This window comes from Staphylococcus sp. M0911 (assembly GCF_003491325.1).
Classification (GTDB): Bacteria; Bacillota; Bacilli; order Staphylococcales; family Staphylococcaceae; genus Staphylococcus; species Staphylococcus warneri_A.
Genome location: NZ_CP022881.1, coordinates 274066 through 294488, shown reverse-complemented (window position 1 = coordinate 294488; position 20423 = coordinate 274066). Strand labels below are relative to the sequence as shown.

At 34.0% G+C, this 20423-nt stretch carries 19 protein-coding genes; all 19 read right to left on the bottom strand.

Features of this window, described 5'->3' with window-relative positions:
- Positions 1–266 precede the first annotated feature (266 nt).
- A complete protein-coding gene (locus ssp1_RS01325; protein WP_107535810.1) occupies positions 267–1487 on the bottom strand; it encodes an ArgE/DapE family deacylase in 1221 nt (406 codons plus the stop codon).
- 176 nt (positions 1488–1663) lie between these two features.
- A complete protein-coding gene (gene cysC / locus ssp1_RS01320) occupies positions 1664–2263 on the bottom strand; it encodes an adenylyl-sulfate kinase (protein WP_075778486.1) in 600 nt (199 codons plus the stop codon).
- A gap of 16 nt (positions 2264–2279) precedes the next feature.
- A complete protein-coding gene (sat, locus tag ssp1_RS01315) occupies positions 2280–3458 on the bottom strand; it encodes a sulfate adenylyltransferase (protein WP_049423161.1) in 1179 nt (392 codons plus the stop codon).
- Positions 3459–3478: 20 nt separating this feature from the next.
- A complete protein-coding gene (locus tag ssp1_RS01310; protein WP_107535811.1) occupies positions 3479–4378 on the bottom strand; it encodes a sulfite exporter TauE/SafE family protein in 900 nt (299 codons plus the stop codon).
- Positions 4379–4393: 15 nt separating this feature from the next.
- Complete coding sequence (locus tag ssp1_RS01305; RefSeq protein ID WP_075778324.1) at positions 4394–5011, bottom strand: NAD(P)-binding protein; 618 nt, start codon at positions 5009–5011, stop codon at positions 4394–4396.
- A 59-nt stretch (positions 5012–5070) separates the two neighbouring features.
- On the bottom strand, positions 5071–5838 hold the full coding sequence (cobA, locus tag ssp1_RS01300) for a uroporphyrinogen-III C-methyltransferase (protein ID WP_075778325.1): 768 nt from the start codon (positions 5836–5838) through the stop codon (positions 5071–5073).
- Between the two features lie 31 nt (positions 5839–5869).
- On the bottom strand, positions 5870–7588 hold the full coding sequence (locus tag ssp1_RS01295) for an NADPH-dependent assimilatory sulfite reductase hemoprotein subunit (protein WP_118828082.1): 1719 nt from the start codon (positions 7586–7588) through the stop codon (positions 5870–5872).
- 18 nt (positions 7589–7606) lie between these two features.
- Positions 7607–9457, bottom strand: coding sequence for an assimilatory sulfite reductase (NADPH) flavoprotein subunit (locus ssp1_RS01290; protein WP_107535813.1), 1851 nt, complete (start codon positions 9455–9457; stop codon positions 7607–7609).
- Positions 9458–9739: 282 nt separating this feature from the next.
- Positions 9740–10471, bottom strand: coding sequence for a phosphoadenylyl-sulfate reductase (locus ssp1_RS01285; protein ID WP_075778328.1), 732 nt, complete (start codon positions 10469–10471; stop codon positions 9740–9742).
- A 180-nt stretch (positions 10472–10651) separates the two neighbouring features.
- A complete protein-coding gene (locus ssp1_RS01280; RefSeq protein WP_075778329.1) occupies positions 10652–11428 on the bottom strand; it encodes a zinc ribbon domain-containing protein in 777 nt (258 codons plus the stop codon).
- 243 nt (positions 11429–11671) lie between these two features.
- A complete protein-coding gene (locus tag ssp1_RS01275; RefSeq protein WP_002452066.1) occupies positions 11672–12787 on the bottom strand; it encodes an MFS transporter in 1116 nt (371 codons plus the stop codon).
- The gene (locus ssp1_RS01270) at positions 12787–13971 is read right to left on the bottom strand and encodes a hypothetical protein (RefSeq protein WP_049423172.1); all 1185 of its coding nucleotides are present in this window, start codon (positions 13969–13971) and stop codon (positions 12787–12789) included. Before ssp1_RS01270 ends, ssp1_RS01275 begins: the two co-directional genes overlap by 1 nt.
- Before the next feature lie 343 nt (positions 13972–14314).
- Entirely contained in the window at positions 14315–15625 is a 1311-nt protein-coding gene (locus tag ssp1_RS01265; RefSeq protein ID WP_240328895.1) for a DUF4064 domain-containing protein, read from the bottom strand.
- Between the two features lie 122 nt (positions 15626–15747).
- Positions 15748–17277 (bottom strand): FtsX-like permease family protein, encoded by a 1530-nt coding sequence (locus tag ssp1_RS01260; RefSeq protein WP_240328894.1) that lies wholly within the window; start codon positions 17275–17277, stop codon positions 15748–15750.
- A 172-nt stretch (positions 17278–17449) separates the two neighbouring features.
- A complete protein-coding gene (locus ssp1_RS11990) occupies positions 17450–17743 on the bottom strand; it encodes a hypothetical protein (protein WP_240328893.1) in 294 nt (97 codons plus the stop codon).
- 17 nt (positions 17744–17760) lie between these two features.
- Positions 17761–18507 carry an ABC transporter ATP-binding protein gene (locus tag ssp1_RS01255; protein ID WP_075778255.1) on the bottom strand — a complete coding sequence of 249 codons (747 nt, stop codon included), beginning with the start codon at positions 18505–18507 and terminating at the stop codon, positions 17761–17763.
- Positions 18508–18610: 103 nt separating this feature from the next.
- Positions 18611–19507: a sensor histidine kinase gene (locus tag ssp1_RS01250; RefSeq protein WP_075778256.1), complete on the bottom strand. Its 897-nt coding sequence runs from the start codon at positions 19505–19507 to the stop codon at positions 18611–18613.
- Between the two features lie 5 nt (positions 19508–19512).
- A complete protein-coding gene (locus ssp1_RS01245; RefSeq protein WP_075778257.1) occupies positions 19513–20178 on the bottom strand; it encodes a response regulator transcription factor in 666 nt (221 codons plus the stop codon).
- Between the two features lie 21 nt (positions 20179–20199).
- Positions 20200–20358, bottom strand: a complete 159-nt coding sequence (locus ssp1_RS11875) for a hypothetical protein (protein ID WP_002452059.1) — start codon at positions 20356–20358, stop codon at positions 20200–20202.
- Between the last annotated feature and the right edge of the window lie 65 nt (positions 20359–20423).

Below are 20423 nucleotides of genomic sequence, written 5' to 3'. Positions count from 1 at the left end.
AATAACGACAAGACACACTCTAACAAACAAGCAAGCTTTTGTGGGCAATGTTAAGATTTTGTAAATGAATCATAATAATCCAACATTTTTTGTAAAATTGTTGGGTTATCATTGTAATGGGTTTCAAAAGGGTAGCTACGCAACTTAATCATTTTGTTCATATTAATTATTACTACGTATGTAATTTATCTGACAATTTCCAGCATAAAAAAACTAAGATTATTGCATTTCATTCACGCAATAATCTTAGTTCATCTCACTTTCCTTTATTTGGTTTTGTTTAAATAATTCAACATTACTTGTTGATACATATCTGTATAGTCTAAATATCTTGATTTATAAACATATTCATCTGTTTTGTGTGCCATAGTCATATGACCTGGGCCAATAATAGCTAAATCAAAGTCTTCATCTTTATCTACTAATAATTCTGCTGCATCAGTCGCCCCAACTAAACCAGATACTTTAAATTCATTATTATAATCTAAAAAGCTTTGTACTAACGTGTTATCTTTTTGAGAATATACGGTTTGATGATCGACAGTCACTTCTAAAGAAAGTCTGTCACTATCAACCTCTTCTATCGTATCTTTAAATAATTGTTCAATGGCTCGATTATCATATTCAGGTACAGTTCTCACATTAAATTCAGCATAGGCTTCTTCAGGAACTGTATTAAATTGTTCTCCACCTCGTATAATCGAATTAACAATAACCAGTCCTGCTGCTACGTCTTCAACTTTTTCTTCCGTCTTATCGTCAACTTGGTCTCCAAAAAATTCATCTATAAATGGGTGAACATCAAGTGCATGTGTTCCTTCGTTTTTCTTGATATCATCATACTTTTCTTTAATTTTTTGAATAAATTCAATGAGGGTATTAATCGCATTATGTCCCAGTGATGGTAATGAGCTATGTGCGGGCACGCCTTTAGATGTTACTTTTAATCCCATGGACCCTTTTGAGGCGTAAAATACGAAGCCATCTGACGGTTCGGCAATAATTAAACCATCTAAATCATCAACATAGCCTTGTTCTTTAAGTTTCTCTGCCCCTGACATTTCTCTTTCTTCTGCTGTAGTAGCCATTAATCTAATTGAACCTTGTTGTAGATGACCTGACGCTTTAATTTCAATCATAGCAATAACTAATGCTGCTAAACCGCCCTTCATATCAGTCGTACCTCGACCGTACAATTTACCATCTTCTTCTGTTAATTTAAATGGATCATGCTTCCATTCATTATGATCCCCAGCATCAACAACATCCATATGCCCTGAGATACCTAGTTTCGGTGACCCTTCACCAATTTCGGCAATTAAATTCGCTCGATTATCGTCAACTTCCTGAATCTTAGAGTCTATATCATATTTGCTCAATAATGATTTAAGATATTTACATACTTCAAGTTCATTATCGTTTTCAGTATTGATCTCAATCAAATCCGACAGTATTTGAATTTTATCCTCTTTAGAAAAAACACTCATGTTATCACCTTCATATTATGTGTATAATTACTTATTTCTTATTTATTATTTCACAATCAGTAGATGTTCAAACATTAATTTAATTTTCGATTCATATTGATAACTATCTTATTCCATAATAAATAAATCGTGTATGAAAATTGAATCAGTTTCAATACACGCTTTATAAAGTATCTTTAAATATAATGATGTTCTTTCAAATAGTTTAATATTTGGTTAACTGAAGCCTCGACACTATTATCTTCAGTATCAATGATAATCTCTGGATTTTCAGGTGGTTCATATGGTGCACTAATACCTGTAAATTCAGGTATTTCACCTGTACGTACCTTCTTATATAAGCCTTTAGGATCACGTTGCTCACAAGTCTCAATACTGCATTGTGTATAAACTTCGATAAATTCTTGTTCCTCAAATAATTGTCTAACATTATCCCTATCTTGTTTGTACGGTGATATAAAAGCTGTAACTGTAATTGCACCTGAATCTACCATTAGCTTACCTACTTCACCGATGCGTCGAATATTCTCTTGTCTATCTTCAGGAGAAAATCCCAAATTTTTATTTAAACCGTGTCTGACATTATCTCCATCTAAACGATACATTTGTTTGCCATCTTCAAATAATGCCTTTTCTAAAGCAACCGATACCGTAGATTTACCTGATCCTGATAAACCAGTAAACCAAATTAATACACTTTGATGACCATTACGCGTTTGTCGTTGTGCTTTTGTGACTTCAGATTCGTGCCATGTAATATGTTTTGTTTCACTCATTTAACATCACCCTTTGTCATTTCTCTTTTAATCCTTTGATTAGCACATTTGCCACTTCTGGTCTTGAAAATTTTTCTGGTAATGATTCTCCGTTGCGTAATTTCTCTCTCACTTTCGTACCACTTAAATGTAAATGATTCGAAGCATCGTGTGGACAAGTTTTAGCTGTAGCCATATTGCCACATGCTTCACAGTAAAAGGCATGCTCAAATTTTAAAATTTGTATATCTAATTCATTTTCAAATTGAGAAATAAATTCCTGTGCTTCATAAGTGCCATAATAGTCACCAACACCTGCATGGTCTCTACCAACAATAAAGTGTGTGCAACCATAGTTTTGTCTTACTAGCGCATGTAAAATGGCTTCTCTTGGACCTGCATATCTCATCGCAGCTGGATAAATGACTAAACGTGCTCGATTTTCTGGGAAATAGTTTTTAAGTATGGCTTGATAACTTTCCATTCTTACCTCTGCTGGAATGTCATCAGATTTAGTTTCACCTACTAATGGATTTAATAGTAATCCATCTACAATTTCTAATGCTGATTTCTGAATATATTCATGGGCACGATGAACTGGGTTTCTAGTTTGAAATCCTACAACAGTCTTCCAATTCAATTCATTAAATAGCTGTCTCGTTTCTAATGGGTCAAGATGGTAATCTACAAACGCATCATGTTGTGGACGATTAATCAATTGTATTGGCCCGGCTAAGTAATACTCACCTTTTTCGTAAACCTTTTTCACCCCTGGATGTGCATTATCTGTTGTACCATAAACATGTTGTGCTTCCTTTTCTTTATCATAAGTATATTTTTCTTCTAAATCTAACACACCATACAATGTACCATCTTCTCCATATAGTGCTACCTGTTCGCCAATCTCTAAATTGTTAGCCTCTGTTTGACTTACTGGCAATGTAATTGGCACACTCCAAACATGACCATTTTTTAGATGAACATGTTCTACGACACTTTCATAATCAGCTTGATTCATAAAACCAGTTAATGGACTGAACCCACCAATGCCTATTAATTCTAGATCCGATAAGCTCCATTGATTTAATATAATTGAATGTAAAGACTTCGCATTTTCAATCAGTTGTTCTCTTTCTGTACCTTCTACAATACGATTGACCAATGTTCCACCATGTGGGCGAATAGTATCATTTGTATACGTTTTATGCTCTGACATATTTAAATCTCCTTTTCCAATTAATTATATTTGTTTACTCGGCTTTTATTGTAAGAAAAACTCAGTATTCTATTTCTAATGACCTGGTTAACAAGTAGACTTAACACAACTACGATAATGATGACTCTCACAATGTTAGATAACACCTCGTCCTCAACAAAGTAACTAAGTAATGCATTACTATTAGTGAAAATAATTAATCCTCCAACACATATTGCTAAAATATTAATCGGTAAGATTTTAACTAGATATGCGGAAATAGGTGCTGCAATCAGTCCACCTACACTCAGCGCTATCACTGCCAACCAATTGATATGCGTCATACCTAAGAAGACGATAAAACTTAAAGATGCTGACAGTGTGACGAAAAACTCGCTTGCTGAGACTGTACCAATCACATAACGTGGTTCCATCTTTTTACTAGATAAAAGTAACGGTGTATTGACAGGTCCCCATCCGCCTCCACCTATAGCATCTAAAAAGCCTGCGATAGCACCTTGTAACACCATTCTAATTCGGCCAAATTGACCTGAATAATGATGTTCCTCGTTCGTATGCTTAAATATAAATTGATATAATATATAAACGCCCATCGACAATAGAAATAAAGCAATCAGTGGTTTAATTGCATTAGCATTAATTCTTGTTAATACTGCTGCACCTAGAAATGCACTAATTGCACCTGGAATAGCTAATTTCAACATCGTTGGATAATGGACATTTTCAAACTTCCAATGTGAGGTCCCTGATGCTGCGGTTGTCGCTATTTCTGAAAAATGAACTGTAGCTGAGACAATCGCAGGTGCCACGCCAAAGGTTAATAAAATGGAGGATGATGACGCCCCAAACCCCATTCCAAGTGATCCATCTACTAATTGTGCTAAAAAGCCTGCTAACGCAAAAACAAGTAATTTCCGCATATATGATCTTGCCCCCTATCTGGATGAATCCAGTGTTTTCAACCAATTTATAAAAGACTGTTGTGCATTCGGATGTTTATATTCCTCAGTCAAAATATCTTGGAGTAACCTTTGCCTTTCTGTTGATGTGAGTGCTTTTTCTTTAATGAGTTGTCTAGACTCATATAAAAAGTCAATATAATCTTCATATGAAGCATCATACGTTTGTGCCAAATCCTGAATGATTTGCTTAGCTAGTTTAGGACTTGCGCCATCTGTTGATACACTTAAAGTGAGCTTGCCTCTTCTAAGTTGATTAGGAAATGTGATATTACCCTCTTTTGCATTACCTACATGATTAAATAATGTGCGAGACCCTAGATGTTGTTTAACCTCGTCATTCACTAGGTCGTCATTAGTAGCAGCGATGACTAAGTCTGCATTTTCAACATCTGAGGCTTCAAATTCCTTTTGATGCCATGTTACCTGTTGTTGTTGGATAAGCTCATTTAAATGTTCCGTTATTTGAGGGCTTACTATGTGAATCTGTTTGGCATACTCAAGTAGCAATTCCACACGTCGTGTCGCTATTCGACCACCTCCAATAACCACAACATTCATTTGTGATAAATTAATCATGATTGGCATTTGCATGCGCTCGTCACCTTTCCTATTTAAATAATTATTTTAATATTCTAAAAATTAAGTGTATCTTACTTAGCCAAATTGACATCTTCTTTAAAAATTTGCTCTTTAAACCAACTGATTTTGTCTCTCATATTCACTACATCTCCAACTACAATCATCGCTGGATTAGTAATGTTACTCGCCTTATTTGTGATATCTTGCAATGTGCCAGTCACTGTATGTTGTGATGTGGATGTACCCATATGTACAAGTGCGACTGGCGTTTGTGGATCCTTTCCAAATTTAACTAGTAACTCACAAATCTCCGGTAATCGTTTGACGCCCATATAAATACATAAGGTTTCAGGGCCTTGCGCTAAATGTTGCCAATACGCTTCCTTATCCATACCAGGTTTATTTACAGCAGTAATAAACGCTACAGATGAACTATAATCTCGATGTGTTACTGGGATACCTGCATATGCTGGTGCCGCTATCCCTGATGTAATTCCCGGAACAATTTCAAATGGAATATGTTGTGTCGCCAATTGCTCCGCTTCTTCTCCGCCACGACCAAATACAAATGGATCGCCGCCTTTTAACCGTGTAACTGTATGTCCTCTTTTGGCTAACTGAATCATCATACGATTCGTTTCTTCTTGAGGTAACGAATGTCTATATGGGTCCTTTCCACAATAGAAAAACTTGGTGTTTGGCTTAGCATAATCTAATATGTCTTTATTAATTAGTCTGTCATACAAAATAACATCTGCTTCTTTAATTGCTCTAAGCCCTTTGATCGTTAATAATTCAGGATCTCCTGGTCCTGCACCTACTAAATAAACTTTGCCCATAGAAACTCAACCCCTAACGCCTTTTTATCTTTTAACTATGGAAATCTCTTCCATCGTTAACTTTTGATACCACACCAGTGCGTATCACAAAATCACCAAAATGTTCATTCGGTAATTTTTCTTTTCCATACTGAATGAGTAATGGTCTTAACGTTTGTAAAATTTCGTTTTCATCAATATTTTCTTTATATAATTTATTGAGTCTTTCCCCTTTAAATCCACCACCTAAATACATATTGTATTTTCCTGGTGCTTTACCGATAAATGCAATTTCTGCTAAAGCTGGTCGAGCACAACCGTTTGGACAGCCTGTCATTCGAATCGTAATGTCTTCTTCTTGAACACCCGCTTCATCAAGTAAATTTTCAATTTTAGAAATGAGTGAAGGTAAATAACGTTCTGATTCTGCCATAGCAAGACCACATGTAGGAAATGCTACACAAGCCATTGAATTACGTCTTAATCCAGTATAATAAGTACCATCTGTAAGTTGATATTTATCTATAATTTGTTGTATGTCGTTTTTCTTTTCTGGAGAAATGTTAGCAATGACCAAATTTTGATTAGGTGACAATCTGAAATCTCCAGTATGTGTCTCTGCAATTTCACGAAGTGCTGTTTTAAGTTGATAATCTTCAGTATCTTTTACACGTCCGTTTTGAATAAATAGCGTATAGTTCCAATTATTCTCACCCTCTATCCATCCAAGACGATCGCCATTATGGTCAAACTCATAATCTTTTTCAGGCTCAATCTCCCAACCTAAGCGTCGATTTAGCTCTTCAGTCACCCAGGCTTCACCTAAACGATCAACAGTATATTTAAAACGTGCATTTTTTCGATTTTCTCTATTACCATAATCTCGTTGAATCGTTAATAGTTTTTCACACACATCAACCGCTTGGTCTTTAGGAATGAAACCAATTAATCGACCTAACTGAGGGTATGTCTCTTTATTACCATGCGTCATACCCATACCACCACCGATAGTAATGTTAAAGCCTATTAATTCACCTTGCTCAATAATGGCAATCAAACCAATGTCTTGGGAGTAAACATCAATATCATTAGACGGGGGTACTGCAATACCAATTTTAAACTTTCGAGGTAAATAGGTACTTCCATAAATGGGTTCTGATTCTTCACTTGAATCTAATACTTTCTCACCGTCTAACCATATTTCATGATATGCACCTGTACTAGGAAGTAAATGATTGCTAATAGCTGTAGCATAATCATTTACTTCAGCATGTACTTTAGATTGATATGGATTGGGATTACACATTGTATTTCGGTTAACGTCACCACAGGCCGCAATCGAATCGAGTACAGATTGATTAATATCTTTCATAGATTGTTTTAAATTTCGTTTTAAAATACCATGAAATTGGAATGCTTGACGCGTTGTCAATTTGATGGTGTGGTTAGCATATTGATTGGAAATATCATCCATGGCAATCCATTGTTCTGGCGTAGCTTTGCCACCTGGAACACGAACACGAATCATAAAACTATAAGCAGGTTCTAATTTCTGCTTACGTCGTTCATCTCTTAGCTCTCTATCATCTTGCATATAACTACCATGAAACTTTAATAACTTCGCATCATCTTGAGAAATCGCACCAGTAATAGGATTAGCTAACCCTTGTTCGATGGTTCCTCTCAAATACTGGCTATCTGCCTTCAAATATTCCATTTGATCTAGATGATCATCTAATTCTTCTGACAGTTTTTGATTTGATTTAACCATGTTTGACACCCTTTCTTGTTAATAGACGTCTCTTTGATATCTTTTCTCTCTCTTCATTTGCTTAAGATACGCTTCAGCATCTTCGTCGGATAAGTTTTGTTCTTTCATCAATACTTCCTTAATTGTTTGGTGTACATCTTTAGCCATTTGCTTTTCGTCCCCACATACGAAAATCGCGGCACCATTTTGTATCCATTCATTAAACTGCTTACTATTTTCTAATATACGGTGTTGCACATACACTTTATGCTCAGTATCTCTAGAAAATGCAACATCCAGCTTTGATAAATAACCTTTATCTAACCATTCTTGCCAATCTGTTTGATATAGAAAATCCGTTGTAAAATGTTGTTCACCAAAGAACAACCAAGTATTACCTTTAAATCCTAACTCTTCTCTTTCCTGCATATAACTTCTGAAAGGTGCGACGCCTGTACCAGGTCCAATCATGATGACTGGCACTTCACTTTCTTGTGGAAATTTAAAGTTTGGATTACGTTTTAAATAAATCGGTACCGTATCGCCGGGTTGCACACGTTCTGCAAATTGAACTGAGCAGACACCTGTTCGATCTCGACCATGAGAATGGTATCTTACCGCACCAACTGTAATATGTACTTCATCAGGTGTCGCTTTATAACTACTTGAAATAGAGTATTCTCTAGGTGGTAACTTTCTCAATAGTTGATATAGGTTATCGGGTTGAAGTTCAGTCGTATCAAAATCATTTAATAAATCGATAAGGTCTCGTCCTTCGATATAATTTTGAACCCATGCTTTATCTTGAACGTTTTTTTTTAATTCATCGTTATCAAATAGTACTGCTGCATTCTCTAATAATGGTTTCGTTAGTTTAGTAATTTCAAAATGCGATGTTAATGCCTCTTCAAGGTTTAATGTATCACCATCTTCATTGATAAGTACCTGCTCTTCGTAATCCCATCCTAATGTGCTGATTAATAATTCAACAATAGACGGATCATTTTGTGGTAATACCACAATACAATCACCTGGTTCGTATTCCTCTCCAAAATTATCTAATAATAATTCAACATGTCTTGTTTCTTTATTAGATCCTCTACCATTTAAGTTGATGTTTTCTAATACTTCTGCTTCATATGGATTGGATTTTGAATATTTACGCTCCTTTGCTGATTTAATCGATTCGCTTACAACCTGCTCACTATCAGTATCTTTGGGTTTGGAGCCTATAGCATTAATGACGTTGGCCATCCATTTTTCAGCGTCTTCTTCGTAATCAATATCACAATCTACACGATCATATAATCGCTCAGCGCCTAATTCGGCTAATTTAAAGTCGAAATCTTTACCAGCTTGACAGAAATATTCGTATGATTGATCACCTAAAGCAAGTACAGAAAATCTCACACCTTCTAGTTTCGGTGCTTTACGCCCATGTAAGTATTCATGTAATTCAATAGCATTATCAGGTGGATCACCTTCGCCATGTGTCGATGTGATTATAAATAAATCTTCAACTTTTTTAATATCTTTAGGTTTAATGTCTTCCATAGATTTCAAGGTCACATTGTTACCCATATCTACAAGACGTTCTTCAAAGATTTCTGCCAAACTTTGGGCATTTCCTGTCTCTGACCCATATAAAATTGTAATGGCACGAGTTTCTGGTGTAACTTCAGGTTCTTTATCAGCAAGCATTGTTTCAGTTTGTTGGTCTTGTTGTGCTATTTGATTCGACGTCACTGATTCATTGGTCTCAGCTTGTTGACTCGCTGTTAAATAACCACTTAACCAAAGCTTTTGTTCAGGTGTTAAAGTTGGTAGTAATTCATTAAGTTGTTTTGCTTGTTCCTCATTGAAAGGACTATTTGTGATGTTAATATTCACTATTTTCCACCTCTTGTCTTCAATCCTAAATTTGAAAGTCTGGGTATCGTATGTTGCAATCTATCCTATATTTTGACCTCAACATCATACTTGTTCAATCCAGTCATAGTTAACTCTGCGTTATTTATTTTCCTTTACGTTCCATTCATGACCTAGCTCCCAGATTCGATTAATTTAATTATGTAGCAAACTGTTAAATGAGTAAACGAAATATAATGCTATTACATTTTGCAAAATTCTTATCGGAATACTAGGTTTTGTATATAAAATTTTTAACCTTATTTAAGGTTTGTCAGGAACATGTAATCCGCATTCAGTTTTATCAAAATTTGACCAACGTCCTGCTCGAGAATCTTCAGAGTCTAATACTGGTGACGTACATGGAATACAACCAATACTTGGATAATGATGGTCATGCAATTCATTATAAGGTAATTGATGTTGTTTAATATATTGCCAAACATCGTCTTCAGACCAGTATATAAGCGGACAAACTTTGATTGAATGAAACCGTTCATCTTTATTAATAAAATTAGTATGTGCTCTCGTCGGAGATTGTGCACGTCTCAGCCCTGATACCCAAGCCTTAGCCCCAGATAAGACCTCTTCAAGTGGTTTAATCTTTCTGATATAACAACATTGGTTAGGATTATTTTTCCATAACGCAGGGTTATATCGGTTAGCTTGTTCTTCCAATGTTAAATCAGGTTTCTTCATTTCGATGCGTAATTCAGGATATGTTGCTTTTACTTCATCAATTAAGTTATATGTTTCTTGAAAATGTAGGTCAGTATCCAAAAAGACAATTTTTGCATTCGGTTTGATTTGATGGATTAAATCAATCAATACCATACTTTCTGCACCAAAACTACATGAATAAACTAATTCATCTTCATATTGATCATACGCCCATTTTAATATTTGATATGCGCCCCTAGTGTCGTTATCAGTGTTGAGGGAGTTTATAAAAGGATCGCCTGTAAAATTATCGTATGTCATCGCTTTGACTGACATCTCTATCATCCCCCGATCGATTTTTATTTCATCCTCATTAAAACATATCTGAATTGTCAGAATAATATGTTAATACTTTAACTATTTTTAAAATTAAAGTCAACCCATTTTTTAATAGTTATCAGAAAATTAATGTTTTAAATAAAAAAACGACCAGTATTAACTGATCGTTTCCTCTCTTTATAATTGATCTATATTTTCAATTAACGTAATCTTACCTTTTTTACTGTGAGCTATAACTGAGAAGTCATTATCTTTGTTACTATCATAAATTAACTCATCACTTTTTCGATCATCAGGTTCATAGTAATGTTCTAAAAATTCATCTTCAGTAACATTAGAAGGTGCAACACCTACACGATCTACTTTATCTCCAGAATACAGCACCGCTAAATCACCATATTTTTCATAATATGTTTGACCACCGTCAACTTTGCCTGATGATTTACCAAATTTAGCTTCTACTTCTTTTCTAGTCATATCCTTATAAATACCTTTATAGCCTTCAGTCGATGCAGATTTCATATAGCCTTGATCAAAGTTATTACTAAATACATCGATTGTTGGTGCTTTCTCTGATGAATTAGACTCACTAGAGGATGACTCTTTGGACTGACTACCATCTTTAGATTTATTTTGTGTTTCAGTAGTTTGGTTATCACTATCATTGTCTTTAATTACATTATTGTAATAGTAGTAAGCACCATAAAGTAATGCACCAATTAATAAAATAAAGATAATTGAGAGTATTATAATCCAAATTGGCTTCTTATTTTTGTTCTTTTGTTGAGGAGTATATTTGTTACGATCTGGATATGTTTGCTTGGATTGAGTCGCTTGTTTCCCTTGTGATGACGTTTCCGCTTGTTTGTTTTCTTTTTTTAATGTGTTACCACATTTGTTACAAAATGCTTGTCCAGGTTTTACTTCATTGCCACAGTTAGGACAATATTTCATTTCCCACCATTCCCTTCATAATGAATGTTTGCACATTTTTAGATTCTAAAAAATATTGTTAACCAATATTTTAAATTACTTTTTCTAAAAAGACTATCTTTTCAATACAATTTTTAAAATTTAATATTTTAATATTTAAGGAAATAATTAGGTGAAGGTTGTGAAATAGTAAGGTAAGGTTTTCTAAATAAATCTATTCTATAAAAAATAACCTGAGACATACCAAACGTCCCAGGTTATATATTATTGCTTTTTATGTGTATCTTCATATCGAATTCGTTGTCGATATCCATACGTACTTTCTTTGATTAGTTCTTCGTCAAGTAAACCTGCACCAATGGCACCTGCTACAGTTGATATTGAAGCTGCAAACCATGGAATACTTAGATATAAGTCAGGGCCAGCTGGTCCTTTAAGACTAATTTGTTGGCCTAAGAAATCGGCTGGTAAAAGAACTAATTCTGCAAATAAAAACATTAAGTACAGGATAATATAATAAATGATAACTGCAATCAAGAGTGTCATCACTGTAGTTAAATTATATAAAAGTGTAATTCTTTTATTACTACTCTGCTTTGTGGATTCCCATAGGTCATGTGACATCATAACCCATAGCAACATACCTAGTATCGCAATAATAGAAATCCCAAATAATCGCCACATTGAGAAATTATTAGCCATTTGCCACATTGTTGTAAATATTAAACCAAACGCACCAGTAGTAAAAGCAATGGCAACAATGTTACTTAAACTCGCCATCATATTTAACGGATTATTGGCAAATGTCATCCCACTGACTAATCTAAACATGCCTCTTGATCTAGAACTAGATAAGTATCGTATATGTTTTGAATCTGTGTCATCTAAATACACTTGTGTCTTGTCTATTTTAGAAAGTGGAAACTGTTGTTTAACACTTTGTTCGATATAATCATTATCATCATAATTACGGTGGTCTTGCTCTGCATGATGGACTTCATTAATGATTGTAACAATCGCGTTTTTAAATCTTTTTTTAACTGGTCTCCAACCAAACGCAGGATATGAGAAGATAGCTGCACCGTTTCTCATATTAATGTCCAGTGCCATGACGCGTCTGTGGTGAAATATCGGTAAGTCTGTAATAGCTAATACGTAATCCCATTCTCGTTCATCATGATACGCTTGTACCTTTTTAAATATTTCTTCTACTCTTTCCGCATAGCCGGTTAGAGGGTCAACAACTAAATCAATTTCCCATTCAATTTGATTATTGTGTTGTTCTGATAAAATGTCAGGTATATCTTCCATTAAATTCTCTGCTAGTTTTTCAGTAACACCAGGTGCTACAACTAAACCAATGACCTTTCTTTCAGACATTAATGACCCTCCTCTCTATGGTCTTGTTTCTTTTCTTCATATACATCGTCATCACTATCATCACTAGTAGACTGTCTTTCAACCTCTTGTTGTGATGGATCATGTTGTTGTTCTTGCTCTTCTTTTTCTTCTTGTGCTTCCTTATAACGATGGTATTGACGGTATGAATACGTAATCTTTCTTATTTTCTCTTCATCTTCTACTGTAGATCCCATTGCTCCAGCTAATAAGCCTAGTGATGATACAAACCAAATTAATTTAACATAATTCATAAAAGTAAATTCTGCTTGTGCACTAGTCCAACTATTAAATAAACTCACTGGTACAAATAATGTGATACTTATAATTAATAATAAATACAATATGAAATAATTGATTAGCGTAATCACAATCAGTGTCAACATCGTTGTGGCATTGTATATCCATCTATACGTTCTTTGCGATTTGGCTGTTTTTCTTTCAATCAATTTATGCGCATATAGCAGCCAACATGCCATACCTACAATAGAAATAATCATTAATACAATAAATCTGATAGGTGAGTAAATCACACTAAGCTCCCACGGCATAGAAAAAATAGACACATATGTCCCTGTAGCAAAGGCAACTGAAATAATTTTTTTGAAATTAAAAATATTTTTCCATGGTTTATTAGCACGCGTCAAACCACAAATTAACTGAATCCAACTTATAATCATTAATGTATTAATATATCGCCTCTTGGGAGATTCGTCTTCTTCGGGTTCTACCGATTTTAAATGAATGAATGGATGGGTGCTCGTCTTTGATAATGGTTCATTATAATAAAGTTGCTCAATCATCGTAGTAATACTACTAATCAACTTTCTTTTTAAATCAATCGCACCCAATGAAGGTAATGATAACATTGCGACTTGCTTTTCGTTATTGAAATCACTAACGACTACCTTTTTTCCAGAAATACTAGGAAGGTCCGTAACACATATTGCGAAATCCCAATGTTTTTCATTTTTAATTTGTTCTGCTTTATCAACGCTCTCGTGTACATCTTCTGCTGAACCGATAATTAAATCCTCTTGAACATCAAAGTTCCACTGACTATCATCATTAATCCTTTCTGTCAGCAATTGTTTGATTTTGGGAATAATCTTCGTCACATGCTCATGCGCAACACCAGGCGATGGTACCAACCCTACTGTATACATCGATGAATCCTCCTTTCTTTAAAATATATGATTCAAAAAAACAATATAATCATCTCTTTTTTACAATGATTAAAATCATGTTATCTATCTTTGAAATTTTTAAAATAATTTGCACGCAAATTATATTATAGACTTATAGAGAAATTTCAAACCTTTTCAATGAAAAAAGTCAATATCAATTCATAATAACGATATTGATTACATTTGACAAATAACATGTATTCACAATTACTTTTTTAAAATAATTAGTTGCGCATATAGAAATTGTTCCTCAAATAAAAAACCTTGAAAGGAACAATGAAATGTTCCCTTCAAGGTAAAGCATAAAATCTACTACTTATAGTTATTTCTTATCATCATTCTTGAAGCGACGTGTTACTTTATCAACGAAGTTATCTTTATTATGTGTTTCATTTTCAAAATGGTCTTGAGAATGGTCTGTATCACGACGATTGTCATCTCTGCGATCTGCATCGAATCCGTTGCGTGCGTCTCTTCCTTCTACGTTACGATCATCGTGTCTTCTTTCTGTATCTTCGAATCGACGATCTGTGTCTTGATAATTGGCATCACGACGGTCTACATCATGGTGGTCTGTATCACGACGATTGTCATCTCTGCGGTCTGCATCGAATCCGTTACGTGCGTCTCTTCCTTCTACGTTACGATCATCATGTCTTCTTTCTGTATCTTCGAATCGACGATCTGTGTCTTGATGATTAGCATCACGACGGTCTACATCATGATGGTCTGCTCCGTGACGGTTGTCATCTCTGCGATCTGCATCGAATCCGTTACGTGCGTCTCTTCCTTCTACGTTACGATCATCATGTCTTCTTTCTGTATCTTCGAATCGACGATCTGTGTCTTGATGATTAGCATCACGACGGTCTACATCATGATGGTCTGCTCCGTGACGGTTGTCATCTCTGCGATCTGCATCGAATCCGTTACGTGCGTCTCTTCTTTCTACATCACGATCATGTCTTCTTTCTGTATCTTCGAATCGACGATCTGTGTCTTGATGATTAGCATCACGACGGTCTACATCATGATGGTCTGTATCACGACGATTGTCATCTCTGCGATCTGCATCGAATCCGTTACGTGCGTCTCTTCCTTCTACATCACGATCATGTCTATCTTCTACATCGTGATGATGTTTACGATTGTCATCATTTAAATGGTCTGCTTTATCATGATGCTTATCCTTTGAATGTTTGTTGTGGGCACTGTCTTTATCCTTGATATCATGATTATCTTTATTTTTTCTAACTAATAACATAATACCTGCAATAATCCAGAATAAAGCAGCAATCCAGTTTATTACTAATGAAAGTACAGCAGCAATGATGAGTAAAACACCTGCTAATTTCGCTTTTTTCTTAATTAGTAATGTCGCAATAAGTGCAATCACTAAAATAACTAAACCATAAATAAGTCCAACTTTAAGTATTGATGGTAATAACTCAGACATATGTGACGATGAGTCCACGGCTGGATTTGAAGCCGCCTGTTCTCTAGCCTGTCGTTTAATTTCTTTTTGCACTTCGCTTGTACCACCAAACATGGTACCAATGCCTAAACCTAATAATATAAATAATTGAGTAATGATCCCTAACCAAGCAAGGATCCGTTCAATTGTCCTTTTCATTAAATTACACCTCTTTCTTTGTTTCTTTATCATTACCCAATTGAAATACCATGTATGCTTAAATTATAAAATTAAATCGCTAATAGTTTTATTTTTCCTATTATACCAGTAGTTTATAAGTTTTATTTTTTTAATTGATTTACATAATTTAAGTATAAATAGGAAGTCATTTTATACATAAATAGGTAAAGTACACTTACTATAACTACCACACTTAAAAAACTAATTATAAATATACCTCTACTAACTTCTCCAAATAATCCGAGTACATTATATATTATTTTTGAGGCAACCACTGTATGGAGTATACCTACAATGAACGGAACGCTGAATAACCAAATTAACTGTTGATCTAATATTTGTTTGATATCATCATTATCTAATCCTAGATGTGCCATTGTGACATAATGATCAACATCTTCTTGTGCTTCTGATACTTGCTTATAGTAAATCATTAAGAATATACCAATCAATAAAATGAAAGAAACTAAACTTCCAACAAATATTAAGCCACCATTGAAGTTATAAAACATTTTACGAAATGATTCATAGCTAGTGATATTAATATGATATTTTTGTTCAATTTTATGAATATCCGGTGTGTCTTTCCCTTTTAAATCATACGCATTAAATTCAACCATCGTGTGAGTCACTTGATCGTCAGCTTTGGATGATGTTTTAGTATAATATTGGATGATTTGATCGCGTTCTTTGTCATTTTTAACGATTAAATTAATGTTTTCACTAAATCTTATAGAATTCACATTGGTTTCTTCAACTGGTTTAATATTAAAGGATCTTCCTCTTAGTACTAATTTGTCATTCAAATCCAGCATTTGCATGCTCGTGTTCACACCGATTTCATTTGATTTTAAATGTAGCGGGCGATTAAATTGGTTATAATCATTCAATGTCATAATCGTAATAAATACATTTTTAGTACTCCAAGGATCAATATTGAACTTGTTTGGTGTGTTACTTGGTTTGAGTAAACGCCGATAATCCGAATGCTTATCTAAAAGCACATTAAACATGGATTGAGTATAGATTTTCGGTGTATCTGAATGTACATTTTGTTTAATATCTTTGGTTACTGCTTTAACCTTTTGAGCTACCTTTTCATCATGATGAAAATCACCTTCAACACTGGTAAGGTATTGATTTTTCCACATATTACGAACATTCTCACCCATACTTCTGTATGTTGTGACGGTCATCCCTAAAGTAACAATCAAAAACGTGCATAAAATCGCGATACTTGCTAACCCTACTGCGTTCGATTTCATACGTGCCCTTAATCCTGATATCAAAAAGAATCGTTTAGGTCGATAGTAAAACTTAGGCAACTTTTGTAACCTTTCAATGAGTAAAACACTTAATGAAATAAATAATAAATAGGTACCTATAAACACAAAAAAGATAGCAGCAAATAATGCCAAAATCGACTCTATTGGCGTATTATTTTGCAAGGCTATACGATAACCATTGCCAACACATAAAACACCGATCATTAATAAACTATAATTGAATACATTTTGAAATCGATAATCACGATATGCCTTCTTATTCATTAATTGCATTGGATTTTGCATAGTGACTTTAAATATATTAATAATTAATAAAAATATCATGACAATTGACAATAATAGCAATGTTATCCACATAGCTTTAAAATCAAATGGATAGGCACTTAGGTACCCTTCCCGTCCTGTCGTTACCTTACGAATGAACATAAATAATAGTGCGCCGAATAAATATCCTCCAACGATACTCAATAATGAGATAATACAATATTTTACGAAGGATTCTATGAATATCATGATGCTAAGATGACGTTTTTTCCATACCTAAAATAATATAAAGTGAATATGTCTTTTGTTGTTGTTTTATAACAAATTGATTCGCATAAATGATAAATATGATAGCTAATAATGACATAAATACATTTCCAATTATTGCAAAAACACCTAGTAATTGTTGATGTTGTTGAATATATGTGTTTGTAGTTAGCGATAATAATATGTATTCAATCGCAAATATCGTACTGGAAGACAAAATAAAAGGTATAATGATATGCCGTTGAGTTACAAAATGACGTTTCACTATTGTCCAAATCATTGTTAGGGGCACGTGATTTACTCCCTTCCATTTATGATTGCTAAACTATCAGCAATTCGCTTTTGAAATGCTATCTGGCTTTCTTCGCCACGATATATCTCGTGATATAAACGGCCATCTTTAATAAAAACAACACGGTTGGCATATGACGCATCAATATTAGAATGCGTAACCATTAAAATCGTTTGTTGTTGTTGATTGAGGTGTTGAAATAATTGCATTAACTGTTTCGAACTTTTTGAATCAAGCGCCCCCGTTGGTTCGTCCGCTAATAAAAGTTTAGGGTGTGTAATAAGCGCACGTGCTATAGCAACGCGTTGTTTTTGTCCACCAGAAATTTGATTTGGAAATTGATTTAAGATGTCACTAATATGAAGTTGTCGACTCACTTTCTCTATACGTTCTTGCATCGTATGAACAGATTGATTACTTAAGACCAACGGCATTAAAATATTATCTTTATTTGTCATTGATTCTAAAATATTAAATTCTTGAAAGACAAATCCTAGTTGTTCTCGTCGAAATTGAGCAATATCTCTTTGTTTCAATGACGCTAGGGATTGACCGTTCAATTGAATGGTACCTTCCGTTAATTGATCAAATGTAGCAATCAGTTGTAATAATGTAGATTTACCAGATCCTGATTCACCCATAATGGCTACAAACTCACCAGTATCAACTAATAAATTCATATCGCTTAAGGCTTCAGTTCTATTTAAACCCTTTCCAAATACCTTTTTGACATGTTTGACTTCTAGTAACATATGGACGCTCCTTTCTAATACCAACTCTATTTTATATTAAAAAAGGACCAACAACATTTATAATTTCTTACAAATCTTGTTGGCCATCTTACAATTTTGAAAGTTAGCTTTGCATTGGAAAGCTAATTGTAAATTGTGTGCCTTTATTCAATTCTGATGTCACTTCAACATTTAAATTCAGATGTTGCGCAATATGTTTAACGATAAACAATCCAATGCCACTTGAGGAGTCATTGAGGCTACCATTGTAACCAGAATATCCTTTGTCAAAGATTTTCGGCAAGTCTGCTTGGCTAATACCAATACCGTTATCTTTAATACATAATTGTTGAGAAGTTGAATCAAAGTCAATCCATATATCTTTTCCACGTGCATACTTTAATGCGTTATTTAGTATCTGTTCTATCAATATTGAAGTCCATTGTGCATCTGTTAAGACGCTATTATCAATAGATTGGTAATGAATTTTAGTGTGTTGTTCTATAAAGTGAATACGATATTTCATGATTAAGGGTTTAATTAAATCATCTATAGTCACCTCGGTGATTGTCATATCAGACGCTTCATTAAGTAGTTTTAAATAACTGAGTGCTAAGCGGGTATAATTATCAATTTGTACAATTTCTTGTCTCACTTGATTGACAACATTAGGTTCATTACGCTCTAGTAATAGTTGCGATGCAGTGATAGGCGTTTTGATTTGATGTACCCAGGTTAAGAAATAACTTTCAACATCTTTACGATATTCAATTTGCTTGTTTTTCATTTCAAATAGTTCTTCTTCGAGTGACACTACTTTTTCTTTAAGTCTTTCTTCTTTTTGAAAACCTAAATAACTGATCCACCAATAAATACACATAATAAATAAAATGATTGCTACACCTAGTATTAACGCACTTTTAGGGAGTGAAAAAACGAAGAAAATGAGTACAAATAGTAAGGATATGAAAGTAACAATCGCTATTTCATTTTTAATTGATTTAATAAACGTTAGTAACATCTTATTTACACCCTATAACCCACATTTTTCTTCGTTTCAATAAAATCTGTTAAGCCAATTTGATTTAATTTTTTTCGTAATCGAGTCATGTTCACTGCCAAAGTATTATCATCAATATAATTTTCTGATTCCCAACATTTTTCAATCAGAGCTGTTCGATTCACAAATTTCCCTTCATTTTGAAACAACAGTTTAATGATTTGAAGTTCCGTTAAAGACAGTTGTGTCACCTCACCTTGGAACATTAACTTTGCCTCATCAGCAATCAGTTGACATCCTTTAACATTTAATTCGTTATTGGATACAGCTAAATCATAAGTTCGTCGTAATAAAGCTTGTACTTTTGCAACTGTTAATGATAAATTGAATGGTTTCTCAATAAAATCATCGCCACCCATTTGAATCGCCATAATTTGATCCATATTATCCGTCCGTGAACTGATAAATATAATAGGTACGTTTGATATTTTTCTAATTTCTTGGCACCAATGGAATCCATTTAAAGTAGGTAAATTAATATCTAGTAGTACTAAGTCAGGTAGATAGCTTTTGAAATCATCTAAAATATGAGAAAACTGTTTTGCCAACTTAACGTCATAGTTCCAATTCTTAAGTTCATTTGCTAAACTTTCTGCAATGACTAAGTCATCTTCTACTATCAAAATCTTCATTGAGATACACCTTTCGTTGCGTTACATAGATTTATCTTGATGTTGTGATTGATTTGAATCAGTTTGAGTATCATTTGATGCTTTTTTAGCAGCTTCATTCTTCTTTCTTCTTTTTTCTTCATAAATACTTAATGCAATAAAACCTATGATGAATAACGGAGATAACATAACAAATATCATTTTTTCACCTCGTTTATTTTAAGCATGAGTTTCCATGGTGTCAAAATGGCTTCCAATTTCTCTCT